The 20,764-nt window shown below is 47.6% G+C and carries 21 protein-coding genes and 1 pseudogene; 14 read left to right on the forward strand and 8 right to left on the reverse strand.

Features of this window, described 5'->3' with window-relative positions:
* Window positions 1–349: 349 nt before the first annotated feature.
* From ACIDITHRIX25_RS97475 to ACIDITHRIX25_RS97490, 4 genes and pseudogenes are all read right to left on the reverse strand, one after another.
* Entirely contained in the window at window positions 350–619 is a 270-nt protein-coding gene (locus tag ACIDITHRIX25_RS97475; RefSeq protein ID WP_201733385.1) for a hypothetical protein, read from the reverse strand.
* Window positions 620–692: 73 nt separating this feature from the next.
* A pseudogene (gene istB / locus ACIDITHRIX25_RS97480) lies at window positions 693–1,475 on the reverse strand (IS21-like element helper ATPase IstB).
* Window positions 1,475–2,602: an IS21 family transposase gene (istA, locus tag ACIDITHRIX25_RS97485; protein WP_201733387.1), complete on the reverse strand. Its 1,128-nt coding sequence runs from the start codon at window positions 2,600–2,602 to the stop codon at window positions 1,475–1,477. The pseudogene istB (ACIDITHRIX25_RS97480) and the gene istA overlap by 1 nt, the downstream one beginning before the upstream one ends.
* 7 nt (window positions 2,603–2,609) lie before the next feature.
* Window positions 2,610–3,065 carry a hypothetical protein gene (locus ACIDITHRIX25_RS97490; RefSeq protein WP_201733388.1) on the reverse strand — a complete coding sequence of 152 codons (456 nt, stop codon included), beginning with the start codon at window positions 3,063–3,065 and terminating at the stop codon, window positions 2,610–2,612.
* Window positions 3,066–3,509: 444 nt separating this feature from the next.
* Here ACIDITHRIX25_RS97490 and ACIDITHRIX25_RS97495 point away from each other — a divergent pair, with 444 nt between their 5' ends.
* On the forward strand, window positions 3,510–4,196 hold the full coding sequence (locus ACIDITHRIX25_RS97495) for a Druantia anti-phage system protein DruA (protein ID WP_201733389.1): 687 nt from the start codon (window positions 3,510–3,512) through the stop codon (window positions 4,194–4,196).
* A gap of 281 nt (window positions 4,197–4,477) precedes the next feature.
* On the opposite strand, the gene ACIDITHRIX25_RS97500 is transcribed toward ACIDITHRIX25_RS97495, so the two are convergent.
* Window positions 4,478–5,350, reverse strand: a complete 873-nt coding sequence (locus ACIDITHRIX25_RS97500; protein ID WP_201733390.1) for a hypothetical protein — start codon at window positions 5,348–5,350, stop codon at window positions 4,478–4,480.
* Window positions 5,351–6,035: 685 nt separating this feature from the next.
* On the opposite strand from ACIDITHRIX25_RS97500, the gene ACIDITHRIX25_RS97505 reads away from it, so the two are divergent.
* Both ACIDITHRIX25_RS97505 and ACIDITHRIX25_RS97510 read left to right on the forward strand, forming a co-directional pair.
* Window positions 6,036–7,142 carry an IS1380 family transposase gene (locus tag ACIDITHRIX25_RS97505; protein WP_201733391.1) on the forward strand — a complete coding sequence of 369 codons (1,107 nt, stop codon included), beginning with the start codon at window positions 6,036–6,038 and terminating at the stop codon, window positions 7,140–7,142.
* Window positions 7,143–7,192: 50 nt separating this feature from the next.
* The gene (locus tag ACIDITHRIX25_RS97510) at window positions 7,193–7,507 is read left to right on the forward strand and encodes a hypothetical protein (RefSeq protein WP_201733392.1); all 315 of its coding nucleotides are present in this window, start codon (window positions 7,193–7,195) and stop codon (window positions 7,505–7,507) included.
* 937 nt (window positions 7,508–8,444) lie between these two features.
* Here the strand turns inward: ACIDITHRIX25_RS97510 and ACIDITHRIX25_RS97515 are convergent.
* Genes ACIDITHRIX25_RS97515 through ACIDITHRIX25_RS97525 form a run of 3 tightly spaced genes read right to left on the reverse strand, consistent with a single transcriptional unit; the run spans window position 8,445 to window position 10,316 of the window.
* Entirely contained in the window at window positions 8,445–8,786 is a 342-nt protein-coding gene (locus tag ACIDITHRIX25_RS97515) for a paraquat-inducible protein A (protein WP_152625792.1), read from the reverse strand.
* Window positions 8,783–9,583, reverse strand: coding sequence for an IS21-like element helper ATPase IstB (gene istB / locus ACIDITHRIX25_RS97520; RefSeq protein WP_082058385.1), 801 nt, complete (start codon window positions 9,581–9,583; stop codon window positions 8,783–8,785). The genes ACIDITHRIX25_RS97515 and istB (ACIDITHRIX25_RS97520) overlap by 4 nt, the downstream gene beginning before the upstream one ends.
* Window positions 9,531–10,316, reverse strand: coding sequence for a Mu transposase domain-containing protein (locus tag ACIDITHRIX25_RS97525; protein WP_201733393.1), 786 nt, complete (start codon window positions 10,314–10,316; stop codon window positions 9,531–9,533). Before ACIDITHRIX25_RS97525 ends, istB (ACIDITHRIX25_RS97520) begins: the two co-directional genes overlap by 53 nt.
* 228 nt (window positions 10,317–10,544) lie before the next feature.
* Here ACIDITHRIX25_RS97525 and ACIDITHRIX25_RS97530 point away from each other — a divergent pair, with 228 nt between their 5' ends.
* The 11 genes from ACIDITHRIX25_RS97530 (at window position 10,545) to ACIDITHRIX25_RS97580 (ending at window position 20,722) form a co-directional block, all read left to right on the forward strand.
* The gene (locus tag ACIDITHRIX25_RS97530) at window positions 10,545–11,156 is read left to right on the forward strand and encodes a hypothetical protein (protein ID WP_201733394.1); all 612 of its coding nucleotides are present in this window, start codon (window positions 10,545–10,547) and stop codon (window positions 11,154–11,156) included.
* Window positions 11,093–11,797 (forward strand): tyrosine-type recombinase/integrase, encoded by a 705-nt coding sequence (locus ACIDITHRIX25_RS97535; RefSeq protein WP_201733395.1) that lies wholly within the window; start codon window positions 11,093–11,095, stop codon window positions 11,795–11,797. The genes ACIDITHRIX25_RS97530 and ACIDITHRIX25_RS97535 overlap by 64 nt, the downstream gene beginning before the upstream one ends.
* Window positions 11,794–12,753 carry a tyrosine-type recombinase/integrase gene (locus ACIDITHRIX25_RS97540; protein ID WP_201733396.1) on the forward strand — a complete coding sequence of 320 codons (960 nt, stop codon included), beginning with the start codon at window positions 11,794–11,796 and terminating at the stop codon, window positions 12,751–12,753. Before ACIDITHRIX25_RS97535 ends, ACIDITHRIX25_RS97540 begins: the two co-directional genes overlap by 4 nt.
* Entirely contained in the window at window positions 12,750–13,778 is a 1,029-nt protein-coding gene (locus ACIDITHRIX25_RS97545; protein ID WP_201733397.1) for a tyrosine-type recombinase/integrase, read from the forward strand. The genes ACIDITHRIX25_RS97540 and ACIDITHRIX25_RS97545 overlap by 4 nt, the downstream gene beginning before the upstream one ends.
* A gap of 948 nt (window positions 13,779–14,726) precedes the next feature.
* Window positions 14,727–15,230: a reverse transcriptase domain-containing protein gene (locus ACIDITHRIX25_RS97550; protein ID WP_201733398.1), complete on the forward strand. Its 504-nt coding sequence runs from the start codon at window positions 14,727–14,729 to the stop codon at window positions 15,228–15,230.
* 137 nt (window positions 15,231–15,367) lie between these two features.
* On the forward strand, window positions 15,368–16,603 hold the full coding sequence (locus ACIDITHRIX25_RS97555) for a site-specific integrase (RefSeq protein ID WP_201733399.1): 1,236 nt from the start codon (window positions 15,368–15,370) through the stop codon (window positions 16,601–16,603).
* Window positions 16,600–17,409, forward strand: a complete 810-nt coding sequence (locus tag ACIDITHRIX25_RS97560; protein WP_201733400.1) for a tyrosine-type recombinase/integrase — start codon at window positions 16,600–16,602, stop codon at window positions 17,407–17,409. Before ACIDITHRIX25_RS97555 ends, ACIDITHRIX25_RS97560 begins: the two co-directional genes overlap by 4 nt.
* A 234-nt stretch (window positions 17,410–17,643) precedes the next feature.
* Entirely contained in the window at window positions 17,644–18,726 is a 1,083-nt protein-coding gene (locus ACIDITHRIX25_RS97565; protein ID WP_160291912.1) for a tyrosine-type recombinase/integrase, read from the forward strand.
* Window positions 18,719–18,991, forward strand: coding sequence for a hypothetical protein (locus ACIDITHRIX25_RS97570; protein WP_201733401.1), 273 nt, complete (start codon window positions 18,719–18,721; stop codon window positions 18,989–18,991). Before ACIDITHRIX25_RS97565 ends, ACIDITHRIX25_RS97570 begins: the two co-directional genes overlap by 8 nt.
* 68 nt (window positions 18,992–19,059) lie before the next feature.
* On the forward strand, window positions 19,060–19,686 hold the full coding sequence (locus tag ACIDITHRIX25_RS97575) for a tyrosine-type recombinase/integrase (protein ID WP_200891212.1): 627 nt from the start codon (window positions 19,060–19,062) through the stop codon (window positions 19,684–19,686).
* Window positions 19,673–20,722, forward strand: coding sequence for a tyrosine-type recombinase/integrase (locus ACIDITHRIX25_RS97580; protein WP_201733402.1), 1,050 nt, complete (start codon window positions 19,673–19,675; stop codon window positions 20,720–20,722). The genes ACIDITHRIX25_RS97575 and ACIDITHRIX25_RS97580 overlap by 14 nt, the downstream gene beginning before the upstream one ends.
* The last annotated feature ends 42 nt before the right edge of the window (window positions 20,723–20,764 follow it).

Below are 20,764 nucleotides of genomic sequence, written 5' to 3' on the forward strand. Positions count from 1 at the left end.
CAACGCATTTACTCAAAATGGTTGCTTAGAATTCAAGAACTCCCCTCGAGCGTTTCTTTGGATCCAAAGAAATAAGCAGTCCCGTAATTGGATCTGAAAGTTGTGTTCTTAGCTCCATTGAATTCGAACTAAAGGGGTTTGATTCCAATACGTAGTTTCGGAACCAGTTACCCTTCTTTTTATTATTTGTTTATCGGTAGTAGCGATAGCGGTGGGCCCTGTGGTCGAGATCTGGCACCTGTGTGTAAACGCGAAGCGTTTTGCTCATGTGTTAGATTATTTGCGAAGCAATCGTGCAGGCGTCCACCGCTCATTAAAGATTCTCAGATCTTTGATTCGCTAGATTCGCTTAACCAACGGTTAGCTCGTCATAGGCAACTGCGCCATCACAATGAGGACACAGTCCTCCAAAGCCAACACGACGCATGAATTTCTGACATTCTTGGCAGCGTTGCTCCCCGAGGGCTCGCTCCCCGCAGATATCACACTCATATACGGTGATTGGCTTTAGCGGCTGTTTCTTATTTACGATAGGTACCTTGGGCTGGGTGTTATCGCGTCGAGCTCGGTAAGCACTAGCTCTGCAACGCTCTGAGCAGTAGGTTCTCCTCCCTGACAAGGGGAAGTTACCTCCGCAGACGGGCAAGCTATCGTGAGCCTATCGTGACGCAACGGGGTTTTGGGATCTTGTGTCATTGCGACACCTCGGTTTGGTTTCCCCGAACCGATGGTGCGCTTTGATAGGAGGAGCCAACAAACTTGCGCATTGACTCTCCGAGTAATTCCACTTTGATCGAATTGTGAATCACACGATCAAATACCCCATCAACCACAGTACGTTCCTCAATGGTCATATACCAAGAAGAAAGAGGTAGTTGTGAAGCAATGATCAAAGAGGAGACTCCGCTCCTGTCATCGATGATGTCAAGAAGCTCCCGGGCACCATTTACCGTTATAGGAGATAATCCCCAGTCGTCAATTACTATTAGGTCAATACGCGAGAATTTGTTTACAAATGATCGGTAGCTACCATCAAGACGGGCAGTTCAGATTGTCTCTAGAAGGCTAGAGCACTTGAAGTAGCGCACCGTGGCATCTGATCGAATTGCAGCAGTTGAAAGTGCACAAGCCAAATATGTTTTGCCAGTTCCTGTAGCTCCAGTGATCAATACGTGGTGGTTCTTTAGCCAACCAAGTCCAAGTAACGAAGAAGCAAGTGCTTCGGGGAGTCCACGGGCACTCTTATTTTCTAACTCTTCTGGTACTGCGTGAATTCTAAGATTAGCTTCTTTTATCCGACGCTCTATCCTGCGATAACTACGTCCAGATAACTCCGTATTTAGCATTAGTTCAAGTCGATCTTCAAAGGATAACGAAGTTGAGCTTGCATCTGTAGTTTGTCGGCGGTATTCCTTTTCTGGCGCGGGGAGACAGAGTTGGGATAGTTGGCTTGATATAAGAGTGGGATGTGTCATTATGACACCTCCTTAGCGTAGAACTCTTCACCACGGATATTTTCATGTTCGCCGGTGGGTAAAGACACCGCCTCGATCATGGGGGTACGATTTATATGCAGTCCCCTTGCCAAAATAGAACTGACACTAGCTCGGGTGGGTGAACCTATCTCAATGGCCACCAAACAAGCCGCTTCAAGTTCAACATCTGTGTAGGTATTGGCAAGACGAAGAATTGCTCGAGCGGATTTATGTGCACTTTGTGGAAAAGCATGAGATAGCAAAACGACCCCTATCAACTCCTCACAAGCACTTCCGACTGTTTTAGCCCGAGCGGTAATTTCATCAGTAGTATTTCGTAAATAACTTCGATGAGATTCTGGCAAATGGGTGTTATCAGTAACCCAAGTACCAACTTCCCTCGTGCGTCGATGGCTTGTGATGTGAATATTGTTCGAATAGGCCGATACGAGATCATTTGTGATCCGAAGCATAATCTCTGATCCTCTTAAATGAAAGGGTACGCAGTTGTAGACTCCCTCAAGAGAGAAGTGGTAGTTGGACCCCACTTTCACGGGCTGCCAGGAGGCGTACTCGTAGGAACCAAGGGTAATATTGCCAAGTGCGGCTTTTTCCTGGTTGAGGTACCTCTCCTGGCGACTGCCTGGTAGTTTTTGGAACTTCTTTTGGTTGACGCTAGTGAGTAACGGACTAATTGCCTCGTTTAGCTCTGCTAAAGTGAAGAACTTCAACTTTCTCAATCGTGCCAGAATATTAGTCTCGACCAGGTATACAGAGCCTTCAACTTTACTCGTATCGCGAGGGTGGTATGGTCTTGGCGGGGCTGGAATCACATTGTAATGCTGGCACATTTCTAGGTAACTGCGAGTCAGTACCGTTTCGTCTCTAGTGTTCTTGGTGACGCCAGCGCGGAGGTTATCGCCGATCAAACTCTTTGGTACACCTCCTATGAATTCGAACCCCCGAGAATGGCCCTCCATGAGGTTGGCGATATCTTGTGACCTCTGGGCCTCGACATAGACGTATCCCGAATAACCAAGAGTCATAACAAATATTGACGCTTCGAAACTTACCTCGCCACTTGTGCAATCATAAATTGGTATTTTCTGCCCGGCGTAGTCAACCATTGCAACGTCACCTTAGAGCGTGATGAAGGACCATCGATATCTCTTTGGATTCATCAAAACGACCAAGTTTCTCACAGAAACCTGAGTATCCATAGGCATGATCTTCGCCTACCTCATTTTCATATTCGCACCAAAGCAGGTATCTGGTAAGGTTTTGTCGCTTGCCAGCCTCCAATTCCTTTAGCACTATCGCGAAGTCGGGTTCCACCTTGTTGGCTACCCCATGGCGTCCTGGCGCTAAAGAATAGAATTTATCAGATATGTCACTATCTGTCATTGACTCTAACTCGCTAGCGCTAAGGCCTAACTGCCTAGCTTGATTGAGTACTTTCCCTACCGAGGGATGCGAAGCTCCAACTGCTTTTGCAACTTCGCCTTTGGATATTGATGGTGATGATTCTTTGATCGTCACGATATTTCTAATCACAAATAGTTGCAGGGACCATCCTCCTTTTCTTTTCAATGCTTCCTCCTTGTAAGTGGATCGAATACTTCGATCCACTTACAAGTTTCTCGCATTTACCTACTTCAAAAGAGCGGTAAAGAGTTTCCGGAATGGGTGGAAAAGAATTAGTGGAATAGGTGGAAACGTATTACTGGAATACGTGGAAAAGAATTAGTGGAATATTCACGCTGGTGGAAAGGCCCCGAATCCCGCCGCGCTGGAGCGGTTCTTTCCCTGGGCGGCGAGCGAGACTGATCTTGTTGAGTGGCGCATGCCGCCACCTGGTCCAATGCCATGAGTGAAGCGCTTCGCTACTGCGGGCGGGACTTCTCCCAAGCAGACCTTGAGGTCATCTCCAACCTGATCGCTGTGTACTGTAGGGCGACGCTTTCGTTGATTACGCGGGGGTATTAAGGCGTCACTGAAGCTGATGATGACGTAGAGGTGGCTGTGTAGTTGCGTATGGACAGAGACAGACTCATCACCTTGCCCAAGCCACTGCATGGCAACGGCAACGGCCGCATCACCCGCTACGCAAAGCCAATCGCTGAGCTACCCTTTGCCTATCCTGAATCGCTCGACGATCTCTGTCCAATCAAGTTCGCCATAGCAAATACCAAAGCCCAAAAGCAGCGCTGGCGAAACCTCATTGCAAGCTACCACTACCTCGGCTACACCACCTTTGCCGGTGCTGAGGGGCGCTATCTCATCGAGAGCTCCTCTGGAACTATCGGTGCGATCGGCTTCGCTGCCTCGCCATGGAGCTGCGCACCACGCGATAACTATATCGGCTGGGACAAAGCGACCCGCGAAGCATGGCTGCACCTTGTGGTTGGCAACGCGAGGTTTCTCATTCTTCCTCAGGTACGTGTTGTGAACCTCAGCTCATACATCCTCTCCCGTGTCGCTCGCCGCCTCCCTGGCGACTGGCAACTCGCCTACGGGTACCAGCCTGTACTCTTGGAGACCTTCGTGGAGTCTGCCAGGTTCACCGGAGCGAGCTACAAGGCGGCGAACTGGATCCGTGTCGGGCAAACCAAAGGTCGGGGCAAACTTGATCGCTACAACCAATACGCTCTCTCTGTCAAGGAAGTCTATCTCTACCCGCTGCACCGTAACTATCGGAGCATCCTTGCTTCACCTGAGTGAAAACGCAACAGGATATCAGATTGGCCCGGGAGGTCACTCTCTAACGGGTTGGCCGAATGTTTACGATTTTCCTAATAACAGCTTCTTTTCTATCCTTTGGATAAAGTATCATCGTTCGCCGGAATTCTCGCCCTATCCGATCATTCATGCTTTACTTGAGCAGATACCAACCATCCGGACACCTAGGGATAAAATGCGGAATGAGATATCAATTTAGGAACTATAAATTAGCATTATAAATGATAATTATTTGATGATTGATAATGAATTGCTCGTTATGGCTATATCTTATCGAATATCATTTTCCCGGGATGATGACCACTTCCGATAAACTGAGATGCTATCAGGTGGTGTCTAGCTGGGTGATAAAGTTCGTTTGAATCATACTGACCGAACTTGTTGGCTAGGTCATTTCGAATAAAAAAGGCATTAACTCCCGTGATCGAACAGCAGATGAGTCGGTATCCCTTGCGTATTCCAAGATCAACGAGGGCTCCTAAAGAGGCACCGTAGTCATCAGTTGCGTGGTTCCATACCCAGCGCTCATCGTACTTTTGTACAAGTTTCGCCGGTGGTGGAAATTTTGAGTTGTACTCGATAATTACCAACGGAGGACTAAGTTGAAGTTCTTCCCATATGTAATAGTCATTTCCATCGATATCGATGGACACCATACCTAGTCTCTCTGATTCTTGTTTGTTTGTTAGTTCGTTAATATTTGAACGGGTGATAAAACTATTTTTAATGATTAGCTTTTCTTCTTGCAAGTATTTTGCGAACGTCAGAGATGCTGAATTTAGTTTTTCGTGGTTCCCGTCTATCCAAATTCCTTGCCATCCATTTTGCAGTAACAGACGGGAATTGCACTCCAATCCGTCCTCTACTCCTATCTCAATAAAGGTCGCAGTCGTTAGTCCGATTATCTCCATTATCTTGGAGATAATTCCGTCTTCCTCGTGTTGAGAGTAGACTTTATATCCATAGTTTTCTAGACGGTTAGGATCGTTCGAGTGGCGAGCAATAATACGATCGCGTTCGGCCCGTGCCAGATATCCGTCAGCCTCAAAGATTTTTTGAAATATAGCTCCTTGGTTCCCAATTGCAACGCTGATATTATTTAGCAGTAGGTTCCAGGTTTCAGGCGTTTCGTTCAACTTGATACTCTCATTCTCGGCATATTGGTCGTTTAGGTGGAAGCATTCGACTAAAAGGGTTTCATAAAGGTGGGGGAATTACTCGTTTCATTCAATTATATATTCTCTTTTTTCCGGGGTAATTGCTAGATATTGATCTTTCGATAATATCGCAGCGTCTGTGTACTTCCTGCATTCGATTTACATCGATATACTTCTAGTTGTGGAAGGCTCCCATTTAATTGATCCGCTACTAATGTGAGCTTTGTATCCATAATGTAGATGGAGGAAATTATTGTGAAGTCCAAAAGGCATACCCCAGAACAGGTGCGCAAGAAGATCGCCGAAGGGGACAAGATGCTAAATAACGGTGCAACCATAAGTGAAGCTGCCGCTTTGCCATAAAAGCCCTAAGGCGCTGCAGTTACCGAGACAACCTGGCACCGATGGAAGAGTACCTACGCTGCATTGAAGGGAACCAAAGTAAAGCTTACTCATTGAATTTGAATCTAAAGAACCGTCGCCTAAAGAACCGTCGTCTAAAGAGCATCGTTGTCGACCTAACTCTTGATGTCTCCATGCTTAACCTGGATCCACCGAAAATTTAGCCGCTCAACTTTGATTTAGACATAGAAAGGGTGCTCTGAACTGGTGGAATGATGTTTGAATACAATTCAAATCCATCAGTTCAAGGAGCACCTTTTAGATGCAAGCATCTACTAGTGCTTTAGAGTGTTTGATAGTCACCTTTGACGATTCGAACGCAGTTTCCAACAGTGGGTTAATACTCCCTATCACCCTTGCTGAGAGACTTGGCCTTAGGGATCTCTTTGATTTACACATTGACCTAGAGGATCGTCCTGGACGAGCAAATGTTGGCAGAAAAGCTATGGCTATCGTCGCATCTATCTTGGCCGGTGGTGATTGCATTGATGACACTGCAATCCTTCGAAGCCCAAATGCGCAAGTTATCCTTGGTCAGATAATGCCAGCACCATCTAGGTTTGGTGTCTTCTTGCGTAGTTTTGAGACCAGTGACATCGCAGATGTTGAACGAGTTGCAGCTTTGTTGCTAAAACGAGCCTGGCTAGCTGGAGCAGGTCCAGGTGATGAGTCACTCACCATTGATGTTGATTCCACAATATGTCAGGTATATGGAAACAAAAAAGAAGGAGCTGGATTTGGTTATACCAAAGTAAGGGGGTATCACCCACACCTAGCAGCAGTTGGTAAAACAGGTGACATTCTTGGAATAGTGACACGTGAAGGCAACGCCAATACCGCCCGTGGTGCCGGGGAGTTTGTAACCCAGGTAATCAACAATGCCAGAGCCGCTGGAGCAACTGGTGAAATAACCATGCGTTTTGACTCTGGGTTCTTCTCAAGAGCCGTTAGAGACGCAGCTAGTGCGGGTGATGTTCGCATTTGCATTACAACACGGATGTCAAAACGATTGAAGCAGGTTATTGCAGCCATACCAGAAGAAACATGGACTTCAATTCCTTATTGGCTTGAAGGTGGAGCTGATGTAGCAGAAGTGAAATATCGCGCATTTGCAAGAGATAGACAAGACGTTCGTCTTATCGTACGAAGGGTCAAGCCTACTCCAGGGTCTCAGCTGGCACTATTTAGTGACTATGACTATCACGCATTTATTACCGATCGACAAGGCGAAACGCTCTTTCTTGAGGCTGATCACCGAGCACATGCCCAGATCGAACTAGTCATCAAGGATCTCAAAGGAGGTTCGGGGTGGAATCATGTTCCATCCAGATACATGAACGCTAATGCCGTTTGGTTGGCTCTGGTCTAATTAGCTCTGGTCTGGTTAGTTATTGGTGTAACTGCACACAACCTGGCGCGGTGCAACTGCACAACCTGGCGCGGTGCAACTGCACAACCTGGCGCGGTGCAACTGCACAACCTGGCGCGGTGCAACTGCACAACCTGGCGCGGTGCAACTGCACAACCCGACACGGTGCAACTGCACAAATAGGTGCTATTGCAGAAACTGTAATAACCACACCAAAGCTTCGACGGTGTTACTTTCAGATCGCAGGACATATCACTCGTTCAGCTAGAAAAGTAATACTGCATCTTGAAGAACACTGGCACTATAAGGATAAGTTCTTAGAGGCTCTTGATCGGATCAGAAAGTTTGAGATCGCCATCACCTGAACATCTGGTTACCTAACACACTGAATATTACTTGAAGGAACTGCTCTAGAAGACAAGGGATTAGGTCACTATACCCAAAATGAGATTTCACAATCTCAAAAATGACCAAACAGGCTCAATTACAAAGGGAATAGGTCATATTTGGCACTCTGAAACCAGATTTAAACCATAGACCCTCCGTCAAACCTAAATCAGATCCTAAAAACCGACTTGGATTCACACCGAGGGGCTCAAGCTGGTCCATTTCTGTGGATTCAGGCTTAAGGAGGTGACGATAAGAAACTTCTAACCCCGAATCGTCGTCGTATGGTAGTTCACAAACTACAGATACGATTCGGGGTTTCTAAAGAGACGAGCCTGCAAAGTAGCAGGTCAAAATGGTTCTACGCAGCGTACCGTAGCACCTGAACGCAAAAGTGCAGATCTAGACTGACTATTCCGATTCTCTGGACCACTATTGGTAGAATCTTTGGACCACAGCACCAGTATCTTTGGACCACTGTACCGAAGTCTTTGGACCAGACTTTCCTGATCCCTTTAACCTATCTCTAAGTTACCTCAATCCTGGTAGATGTCAGGCTAGAAGGTCCCTTAATTAATGCCTAAATGGCTCGTCTTTTTGATATTTATTTGTCCATAGTCCTCTCGTTGTTGGATTAGAAAGTTGTCTTTCGCTTTTCTGAGGATTACGGACAACTCTAAGCCAGGAGTAGCACGAGGGGTAACTGGTCCCAATGGGTAGTTTCGGAACCAGTTACCCTTCTTTTTATTATTTGTTTATCGGTAGTAGCGATAGCGGTGGGCCCTGTGGTCGAGATCTGGAACCTGCGTGTAAACGCGAAGCGCTTATTCACATGTGTCAGATTATTTGCGAGGCAAGCGTGCAGGCGTCCACCGCTCACTAAAGATGGCCTGATCTTTAGTTTGTTAGATTCGTTTAACCAACGGTTAGCTCGTCATAGGCAACTGCGCCATCACAATGAGGACACAGTCCTCCAAAGCCAACACGACGCATGAATTTCTGACATTCGTCGCAGCGTTGCTCCCCGAGGGCTCGCTCCCCGCAGATATCACACTCATATACAGTGATTGGCTTTAGCGGCTGTTTCTTACCTACAACAGGTACCTTGGGTTGGGTGCTATCGCGTCGAGCTCGGTAAGCACTAGCTCTACAACGCTCTGAGCAGTAGGTCTTACGACCCGATACTAAGAAATCACTATGGCAAACCGGACAAGCTATCGTGACGCTATCGTGACGCAACGGGATTTCGTTACTCATGAGCCGTCTCCCATTTCGCTATGTTGTGCTCGTATCTTTCGCATTGACTCGCCTTTCATCTCGAGGCGCATTGAGTCATGAACGAGACGATCGAGTATTGAGTCTGCAACTGTTAGATCTTCAAAACTTTGATACCAAGTGCTAACGGGAAGTTGTGAGGCGATGATGGTAGATCCAACACCAATGCGCTCGTCAAGAATATCTAGTAGCTCTCGGCTACCCCGTGATGCAATTGGTGCTAGACCAAAGTCGTCTATCAAGATAACGTCCTTGGACCTTATCTTGGTGAGGAACGACTTGTAGGTGCCATCGGCTCTTGCTATGGTTATCTGTTCAAGTAGATGCGACAGTCGAAAGTAACGCACTGTATGGTCCGCCACGATTGCGCTATGGGCTATAGCACAGATCAGATAGGTCTTACCGCAACCAGTAGGACCGGTAACTAAAAGGTTATGGTGACGTCTTAGAAAACCAAGTGAGAGTATCTCGGCTACCTTGGCCTTAGGAACACCCCGATCAACTGAAAAGTCTATTTCGCCTGGATGAGCTAAAACTTTTAATTCCGCCTCTTTTATACGTCGTTGGATCCTACGATTAACCCTTAGATCAACTTGTGCACCAAGGATCATGGCCAGCCTCTCTTCGAATCCCAATGACAGTGAGGCTGGTTCATTTAATTGCCGATGAAACTCTTCCAGAGCGCCCGATAGTCCTAGGCTATTTAGGTGTTGGGTAACTATGGCCTCAGATGACATCTTCCATACCTCCGTAGTAGCAGGCACCCCGGATGTTGTCATGAGTTGTGATGCATGGCAAATTTGGGGTTTCACCTATTTCGCTATCGAATAGTCCCTTGGCAGCGATGCTCCTAAGAGAAGATGACTTAGTGGATCCAATAGCTATTGCATATGCGCACGATTGCTCACATACTTGAGCTCCGTAGAGTTTGGCTACTTCAGCTATCTGAGCTAAAGAGCCAATTGCTAATCCAGTAGATGGCCCCACTCTATCTAGGATTACCTCGGCGAAGCTAACTGCTGATGGACCTATGTTTTTGATCTGCGTCATCAGTCCATCGATGGATGTGGATCTTTGATAGATGAGGTGATTTTGTGGCATATGTGCTTCGATGGTGGTGTATTTTCCAGATAGCATCGATCTTGTATGAATAGCCACGCAGTTGCTACCTTCATAGATCTCAATCGTATCGATGGTTGCCTTAGCACTTAGGGAGCTATTTGCTAGGCGGTATGGAACGCTGTAGTAGTTTCCTGCTACCTTGACGTGGTAGTTGGATCCTGCTCTGGCATTAGACCAGATGCCGAATTGGAACTTATGAGGAGGAAGTGGAGCTAGGCAGTTAGCTTCGAATTCTACGAATCTATCCTCGCGAGAGAAGTCCTGGCCACCTATCTTGGTGTTGTTTAGCCGATTGATCCCATCTAAAAGTGCTACATTGAGCTCAGCTATAGAGTAAAAGCGTTGATTTCTCAGTCTCCCGAGAATATCTCTTTGTACATAGCCAACCATCTGCTCTACGCGAGCTTTGTCTTTTTTATCCCGAATTCGGGATAAAAAAGATTATCCCGAAGTTTTAGTTATCCCGAATTAATTTCACAAGTCCCGTTCAGGGTGTCAAGAGTAAGCAAATCTTCGGGATAACCAAAAAATGAAACCCCAAGTGCATTTACCCAAATCATAACATCATCCATACTTATGACACCGGCAACAACGCCGGTTCGAGCTATGGAGAACCAGATGGAGAAACAGCTTTCACTTGAGGAATTGATCGTTTGTACGAGAAAAGCGATTGCTCCCCTTAACCACAGCAAGTCAACGCTGTGGCAGTACAACTACGGCTGGGAAGAACTGCGCTTTTATTTTATTGCCCATGGCTACGACTCATTTTCGATTGACCTGGCAGGTCGTTATGTTGATGAGGCCAGGGAAAAGTACGAAAAGGGTGCGTTGAAGATGTGGAAATTCAAGCTATTCCGCAAAACTACGGATCTTTTAGTTCAGTTTCATGTAAGTGGAACCGTGCAATGGAAGAACTTACCAAAATGGGGAAACCAAAGACTCAAAGAACAGCACTTCATCGACATTTATGACACTTACGTCCAAAAGCTAAGGATCGCTAGCTACGGGGAAGGAACCGTAGAGCTTTATGCCATCGTCGCCAAGGAGTTCTTCAAATACCTTGAAGACAGAGATATAAAGAGTCTTGGGCAGCTGACTCTAGCGGATATTAGCTTGTTCATTTCTGTTATTTCTGGGCCTATCAACCAACAAGTATGCGCACGGTATTGTCGGGGCTTAGAAGCTTTACCCGCTTTGCTGCAGAGAGCGGTCTCACCCCATCGGATCTAACAGCAGCTGTTCCGAAAAGCTTCGGGAGAAAAACCGCACTCATCCCCACGATCACAGCCGAAGAAGAAGAGTTACTGCTTGCAGCTGTCGATCGGACAACCACTGTCGGTAAAAGGGACTTTGCCATGCTTCTGCTGGCTCTGCGTCTTGGATTGCGCTCCATAGATATCATTCAGCTGAAACCTACTGACATCAAATGGAGGACAAACTCCATATCGATCATCCAGCAGAAAATACTGCGTCGCTTAGAGGTTCCGCTACTTACAGATGTCGGCAACGCAATCATAGATTACCTGCTCAACGGCAGGCCAGAATCGAATTCACCCTACCTATTTCTTCGAATTCAGGCCCCTTATATAAACATCGCGCCTCGTGGAGGCATCTATAACATGGTCGCTTTGTACATGGAAAAGGCCAATATACGCCAAGAGATAGGACAGCGGCGGGGTCCTCACTGTCTGAGACATTCCTTGGCCGCACGTCTATTGGCTGACGAAACTCCTCTGCCTGTAATCTCAGGTGTTCTTGGCCACGCAAATAAGAACAGCACCAAAGTCTATCTCTCTACCGATTCTGAGCATCTACGCCTCTGTGCGCTGGGGCTTGAGGGAATTGAAGTCAGCAGCAAGGCATTGTCATGAGCAAATTTTCAAGTAGCTTCAAAAAAGATCTAGAAGGCTTTGTTGCTCAGAAGCGAGCAGTTGGGTTCCCTTATGATACCGCGGAGCGAATACTTGGTGTCTTTGACAGATTTTGTTTAGAACATTATCCAGATGAATGTCTCCTAGGGATGGACATGGCAATGCACTGGGCACAAAAACGGCCGGGTGAACACGTCAACACGCTCACCCGGAGGATCACCCCGGTTCGCCAATTTGCGAAGTATCTACTTAGCTTTGGAATTGACGCCTATGTTATCCCAGATGGGATTCCAGCCAAGAGTGTCCGCTATGTGCCGCACGTATACACCAAAGACGAACTGAAGTCTTTTTTCTCGGTGCTCGACCAGTTCACCTACAACGTGAATTCTCCTACTCGCCATCTGGTTGCTCCGGTCATCTTTCGCTTGCTTTATTGTTGTGGCCTACGTTCATCAGAAGTCATCGGGCTGAAAGTACAAAACGTGGATCTTATTACCGGAACCCTGAGCATCTTGGAGTCAAAAGGACACAAGGACAGAATCGTGATGATGAGCCAAGACGTTCTTCGCCTTTGTCAGATTTATCATCAAAGAGTCAGTGTGATATGGCCCGAGAGGACCTATTTCTTTCCAAACCATCGTGGGGATCGGTATAGCAATGGGTTTTTATGGCATACCTTTCAAAAGTGCTGGAAGGAGGCAAATATAGGATACATCAGCGGAAATTCACCTAGAGTTCACGACTTTCGCCACGGATTTTCGGTTAATCGTTTGAATAAGTGGGTATCGGAAGGGAAAGACCTAAACGCATATTTGCCATACCTCTCGATGTACCTCGGCCATGCGCATTTAAGCGAAACTGACTACTATCTTCACCTTGTTCCGGAGTTTTTCCCGACCCTGATCGCTGCTAGCGAGCAACGGTTTGCTCATCTGATACCGGAGGTGAACCAATGAGCCAAGATGATCGCTTCTTTTGCTATGTGCGTGACTTTCTTTTGATATATCTACCCAAGAATCGCTGTTTCAGCGGGAACACGGTGAAATCCTACCGCGAAAGTATCACGCTACTTTGCGCATTTGTAAGTACAGAAAAGAAAATAGCTATTTCAGAGATCACCTTTGACTGCCTCAATCACATTCTCATCGGGGAATTCATAGTTTGGCTGGGTGAGAAACGAAACTGTGCCACCTCGACTCAGAACCAGAGGCTGGCGGCGCTCAAGTCATTTTTCAAGTATGCAGCTCAGCGCGATATCTCCCTGATGGCGGCATATGTGGAACTCTCTAAAGTTCCGCTAAAGAAGGCACCTGCATTACCTATGCGATACTTGTCAGAAAGCGCCTTAGAAGTACTGCTGCGACAGCCAAACGTAAAGACTCGACTTGGAATCCGTGATCAATTCTTTATGGTGCTACTGTACGACACCGGCGCCAGAATCCAAGAGATACTAGATCTTCGTCTTATGGATCTCCACCTAAGCGACACTGTTCCAAGTATTTACCTAACGGGGAAGGGACAAAAAACACGGGCGGTGCCACTGCTTTCAAAAACAGTCCGACATCTCGAGTCGTACATGGGATATTTCCATAACCCAAAGCCACACGACGTACAAGAGCTGCTCTTTTACACGGTGATAAAGGGTAACTCCGGCAAAATGTCACCGGATAATGTTGCATCCTTTCTTAATCGTTACGCGAGATCAGCAAGACAAATTTGTCCGGAAGTCCCCGAACGAGTCAACCCTCATCTATTTCGTCATACTCGCGCCATGCACTTGTACCAAGCAGGAATGCCGCTCTCGTATATCAAGGACTTTCTCGGCCATGCAAGTGTCAACACGACAGACATCTACGCCTCTGCTGACTTGAAGATGATGAAACAAGCACTTGAAAAAACGTATGTAAACGAAGATGCTCCTCGAGAGATGCCACTGTGGCAAGACAATGAAATACTGTTGATGCAATTATCTGGGTTGTAATAAACGAACTTGGTTATCCCGAAGATTTGCTTACTCTTGACACCCTGAACGGGACTTGTGAAATTAATTCGGGATAACTAAAACTTCGGGATAATCTTTTGGCCTGCGAACCCTGGTCGGAGCTATTAAAGTACCAAGATGGTTGGCAAATTCCTTGAAAGAATTATTTAGCCCTACTTTCGGCGTGCGTCATGAATGAAAGAGGTTGTAAATCATGTAGAAGCTGATAACAATCACACTGCAATGCTACATAGATGATGGAGGTAGGCCCTCCGGGATCGCCTTTTGGGAGGAGATTCCAAACCACCGTACGGGGCATTAGCTAAAGACTGTTGTCCAAAGCGGTACGGAAAAGTTAGAGCAATGACTCTTTCAGGTATGAGTTAAGAAGACGAGTGAAAACAAACCACTGACGAAGCGTTCGAAATTGGTATGGATGATGTCGAAACCGAGGGACGTCGAACTTTCGGGACAACTTGGAGACTAACCCAATTAGTGCTCCTTGGGCATCCGGCGTGTAGGTGGCGTGAGCTTAACATCAGGCGTTTATGTGGAACATGAGAACCCAGTCCTAGACGTTCTTGGCTAAGCCCACATGGGCTAAGCCCAAAGATGAGGAAAACCTACAAGTTGCAGATCAACAAGAGGGAAAGTACCAAATGCCTATGGATTGGGGGCGGACCATCCCGTAGTAGCTACGAAGTCCTTGTAATGAGGATGGAGCCAAAGAGATGGAGTAAACAGCAGATCTAGTTGTAATTGGCAAATGAACAACTTCTCAAGGTAAAAGTTGAGGGGGAGGGATCAAATGACAAGACCACGACAAGAAAAAGCTTTTGACAAAAGACAAGTACGTCGTACTTAAAGCATACAAAGAGGCAAAAGCCAATCACAATAGACACAAAGCGAGCACCAGGGATTGATAAGCAGTCCATCTCAGTCTTTGAGATGGATCTAAAGAACAATCTCTACCAACTCTGGAATCGAATGGCTTCTGGAAGTTATTTTCCAGCGGCAACTAGATATGTCGAGATAGACAAGTCAGATGGCGGTAAAAGAATCCTAGGTATTCCAACCGTCAAAGATCGCATCGCCCAAGGGGTAGCTAAAGCCTACATAGAGCCAAGATTGGAAGAGGTCTTCCACGAAGACTCCTATGGTTACAGGCCGAATCGCTCAGCCCATGATGCCATTGAAAAAGCACGCAAGAGATGTTGGAAGTACGATTGGGTCATTGATCTAGATATCAAGGCCTTCTTCGACACAATAGATCATGAACTGCTGCTAAAAGCTGTCTCTATGCACGTATCAGAGCCATGGATAATTCTCTACATCAAACGTTGGTTGAAAGCTCCAATGCAAAACAAAGATGGACAACTAATAGATCGAGAGCAAGGATTACCCCAAGGCGGGTTATGCGAAGCTTCGCATAACCCGCCTTATGTGAAGTAAACGATTATGCGAAGTTGAAGGACATACCCGCATTTCACGGTGGTATTTGGGTCTGATTTACTTCGCATAACGCCATGGTGTTCCAAAATGGAGTGGGAGATCCTTACGATCCCACAGTCCATTGAGGAGGCACTAAATTGATTCCTGAATCATTTTCACAATTGACAACTGACTTAGAAGCCGAGCTATATCGGCTGCACTATACCCAGGCCACTACCAACTACTATCGCCGCATGTGGGGCCATGTGGCAACGTTTCTTGAAAGTGAGGGGGCTCAGCAGTTCACTGAGGAATTAGGTCTGCGATTCTTAGACAAGCAATATAACTTCTTGGCTCATCAGCAAGCCGGAACGCTGACACAAAACATGATTACAGCTCTTAGAGCTGTCCGTATGCTGGGTGACTTTTCTCAGCACAGAAGCATTCTACGGCGATACTACAAGCATCGCCAACTATTACAGAGCGACGAGTTCACAGACACGGTGGCTGCTTATATCTCCATGTGTCAAACGCGCGAGTATTCGCAAGTCACTAAGGCACATTATCAACGGAGTGCAGAGAAATTCTTTAGTTTTTTAGAATCCCACACAGTGACCAATACCGTTCAGATTATACCAAAACACATAGGCGAATACGCTTCGACTTGGCTGGGATACAGCTCTAAGACAATAGAACTTGAGCTCACCGCGTTACGATCCTTGCTTCGCTTTTTATATGCGGATGGTAGGAACAATCGAGACCTCGCCCTGGTGGTCCCCACAGTCCACGTACACCAGCATGCCCGAATCCCCTCGGTGTGGAGTCCTGAGAATGTAAAAAAGTTATTGGATGTGATAGATCGAGGGAATCCTGCTGGCAAGAGGGATTATGCAATGATTCTTTTGGTAGCTCGCCTAGGCCTTCGAACTATGGACGTCAAGCACTTGCAATTTTCCAATCTCTGCTGGGAAACCAACCGTATCGAGTTCGTCGCTCAGAAAACAGGGCAAGCACTGAGCCTGCCTCTACTTAGTGATGTTGGGTGGGCCATTATCGATTACCTACAAAATGGCCGTCCGAAGGTGAGTTCGCCATTTATTTTTTTACGACATCTGGCGCCACTTGTACCGTTTTCAGATGACGATCATCTCCATCAAGTGATCAAAAAATATATGCAACAGGCTCATCTACCACTTTCACCCGACAAGAAACGTGGCATGCACTCGCTTAGACACACTTTGGCTAGCGTCCTCTTGGAACAACACACCCCGTTGGCAGTGATTTCCGATATTTTGGGTCACGCCAACTCAGATACCACTGCTATTTATCTTAAAATAGATGTGAATCGGCTCCGTGAATGCGCTCTCGATCTCGAAGAGGTGGAACTTTCATGACCACCTATACCTATCACAGCAGCCTGCACAGCCAAATCGAAGGAGTGCTCCGACAGAAGAAGGCTCTTGGCTACGATTGTGACGCCGTCGCGAGACTCTTTTACAAGTTTGACCAATTCTGCACAGCCTACGGTTACGAAGGGGCAGGACTAGACAAAACACTAGTCGAGGCTTGGAACGAAAAACGCTCCCACGAAGCTCCCGCTACATGGAAGAGAAGGATAAGTGTGGTCCGTCAATTGGCACTGTATATGGAGCGAATAGACCTTCCGGCATACGTGACACCAACTCATATCTATCGAGACGGACCCCGTTATGTCCCCTATATCTTTTCGAACGCGGAACTGAGTGCAATATTTCGACAAATTGACAACTGCACCTATTGTTCGACTGTTCCTTATCGAGAGTGGGTAATGCCTTTATTATTTCGTGTTTTATATGGTTGTGGTCTTCGACTCTCTGAAGCATTATGTCTGCGTCTGGCGGACGTTGACCTAGAGATGGGGGTACTTACAATTCGCGATGCCAAGTTTCACAAAGATCGTCTGATACCAATCACTCAAGATCTGTTACAACGCTCCAGGAAATACGCGAAACTTGTACATCAATATTCAAACCCTGATGCAGCGTTCTTTGTCGGCAGGCCTGGTCACCCCCTTACATCCGGTAATGTTTACAAGAACTTCCGCCGGTTCCTATGGCAAGCTGGGATTTCCCACGGGGGATGGGGCAAGGGACCTCGCGTTCACGACTTTCGTTATCCCAACCTTAATAAAATCCCAACCTTGGCCCCCAAAACGATCTGACACCGGCCAGCTTTGAGAGAAAAGGTTGGGATTTTATTTCATTGTATGCTCCACTTTGTCAATCTAAAGAAGGGCATTCCTATGGATATACAAAACCTGCGGGATCACTATCCCGAGCTTCTTGCCTACATGGAAGACCACGGCTACTCGAAACTCTACGTGGAACGGTTCGCCCGGGAGTTGAAACAAATATTGGCTCGGGCGGATTCCGCGGCCTGGTCCTGTTATGCAGATGTGTATCGGGACTATACCTACACCTCGCGCTCTGTCGGGTATCTCCGGGATAAACGCACGATCATTGGCGCTATTGAACAGTTTGATCTCTATCACCGATTCCCAGATGGTCGGCGGCGTCATGAGCTTTTTCCACGAGGCGCTTACCCATTACTATCACCCGAATTCCGATCGATCATTGACGACTACGGTGCCATCGCAGCCCAACAGGGCAAGAAACCAACCACCATCGACACCGAATCGCATCAGGCTGCGACCTTTTTCTTGGCCCTTCAGAACCAGGGCATCGATCGCCTCATGAACGTAACCCAAGCGGCAGTGCTATCGGTCTTTCTGTCTTCGGATGGCACCCTACGACGGAGTGCTTCGTACAAGAAAAGTGTTATGGCGGTCTTGAAAGCGGGTCTCTCCGACCACGAAGACCTGTGCAAGCGAATTTTGACCTTTCTACCGGCATTACGGGAAACGCGCAAGAACATTCCGTATCTCACCCCTGAAGAGATCGATAAGGTGAAGGCGGCCCTCGCACCCGAGAACCCCGCACTAACGCTGCGCGATAAAGCCATCGGGATGCTCGCGCTGTATACAGGGTTACGAAGTTGCGATATCGCGGCCATGACCCTTGATTGCCTTGATTGGGATCGGGACGTCATCACCATTCGCCAGCAGAAAACAACGGTGCCACTGGAGCTCCCCTTGACAACCGGCGTCGGCAATGCCCTCTATGATTTTCTAACCCATGAGCGTCCATCAACAGACAGTCGATACATTTTCCTGTCCCAACGTCGGCCCTATGAACGATTACAAAGTAGGAGTCTTGGCAACGTCGCAGCGCAGATAATGCGCTCTAGCGGCATCCGACAATCCTTTGGTGATCGACGGGGACTACATCTCTTTCGGCACCATCTAGCGACCACCCTTTTGGGCCAGGGCGTTCCCCAGCCGGTCATCAGCCGGACCCTCGGCCACACATCGCCCAATTCCCTAGGGCCCTATCTCAGCGCCGACTTTACACATTTGAAGGACTGTGCGCTCAGCATCGTGAGGTGGCCAGTGGCCGAGGAGGTGTTCTCCAATGACTGAGTTCACTTCGCACTTAGCGCCGCTCATTCTGGAATATATCACCTATCAAAAAGCATCCGGGCGATGGAATGACACATCGTATGGACCGAACCTCCTATTGTTCGATCGATACCACGAGGCTCATGATCCCGAAGCGACCTGCCTTTCCCAAGAGCTGATCGACACATGGTGTGTTGCCAACGAGATACCGAAACTAACAATTCGTGTCGATCCCGCATCTATGTGGTGGTTAGTTTCATCAGATACTGCCGGGCACGTGGCATAACCGAAGTGATACCGCCAGTTATGCCCAGGAAAGAGCCCCGTACATATATTCCCCATGCCTTCACGGAAGTGGAACTAACGAATTTTTTCCGAGCCTGTGACAACCTGCCTTCGGGTTCAAGCACGCCCGACCAACGGTTGCGTAAGATCACCATTCCGGTCTTCTTCCGGCTTCTCTATAGCAGCGGACTGCGTACGAATGAGGCTCGCCTGTTGCGGGTAGAAGATGTGGACTGGCAGCATGGCATTTTGAATATTCGCTATTCCAAAGGGCGTGCCCAGCATCACGTCGTGCTGGCCGACTCCATGTTTGATCTGTTGACCCGGTATGATGCGGCTATTTCCCGTTGGTATCCGAATCGTACCTATCTATTTCCGGCTCGCGGTGACTCATGTCACACTCGGCAATGGGTGCAAACGAACTTCCGAGTGCTCTGGGATCAATGTCACTCGTCGCATGCGACGGCATATGCCCTTCGGCACCATTATGCCATCACCAACGTCAATCGCTGGATCGATGTTGGTTTTGGATTCGATGCCAAGCTCCTCTATCTCTCCAAGAGCATGGGCCATTGCACGGTGGAAAGCACCAAGAATTACTATTGCCTAGTACCGGGACTGGCACAGATCCTTGAAGAAAAAACCAGCGCCGATTTCGATCAGATTGTTCCGGAGGTGGCTAATGAAAAAAGCTAACAATGAATCAATTCTCATTGCCCGTCACATCAACACATTTTTGAATACGTATGTTCTGTCCCAACAGACCTACAGTCAACATACTGCGAAATCATATAGAGATGCCATCGTCTTATATCTCGGCTTTTTGGAAAAGGAAAAAGGGATTCGTACCGAAACGCTAGGGGCCCCGTGTTTCAGCCGCGCCATGATCGAAGAATGGATGCAATGGCTCTTGACCGAGCGTGGCTGTAGCCCTGCCACCTGTAACAATCGCCTGGCCTCCATGGGGGCGTTTCTCAAATACATAGGAAGACAAGACATCGCACTACTGTACTTGTTTGAAGATGCCACCCTCATCCCAAGAATGAAGGACATGCATAAGCCCGTCCATGGAATGAGTAAATCAGCCATGCAGGCCTTGTTGGCCGTGCCAGATGGATCCACCAAGTCGGGACGGCGCGACCTAGCTCTCATGGTTACGCTATATGGCACTGCTATGCGCTTAGATGAGATCCTCTCTTTGACAATGGAACACCTGCATTTAGATGCCGCCAAACCGCACGTCACGATCGTCGGCAAAGGGCGCAAAATCCGCACTCTCTATCTGCTTCCGAGGGCTGTAGCCCATTTGAAGCAATACCTCAAAGAATTCCATGGGGATATGCCCCACCCCACTGCGTATGTTTTTTATTCCCGCAACATTGGGCCCCAGGGAAAAATGAGTCAGACAGCGGTCAACAAGCAACTAAAGAAACATGCCGGCATCGCCCACACACGGCGTCCTGAGGTCCCCCTGGATTTGCATGCCCATCAACTGCGGCATGCAAAGGCCTCCCATTGGCTAGAGGACGGAATGAATATTGTGCAGATTTCCTTTCTACTAGGCCATGAACAACTGCAGACGACGATGGTCTATCTAGACATTACTCTCGAACAAGAATTGCAAGCCCTGGCAACTATAGAAGACGAGAAAGACCGAACCGTCTCAAAGAAATGGAAAACGGGGAGCGGCGGCCTCGCTGCATTCTGCGGCGTAGCATCTCTGGAAAAGTGAAGAAAAAATCCCAACCTTTTCTCTCAAAGCTGGCCGGTGTCA

It is taken from the genome of Acidithrix sp. C25 (assembly GCF_904848545.2).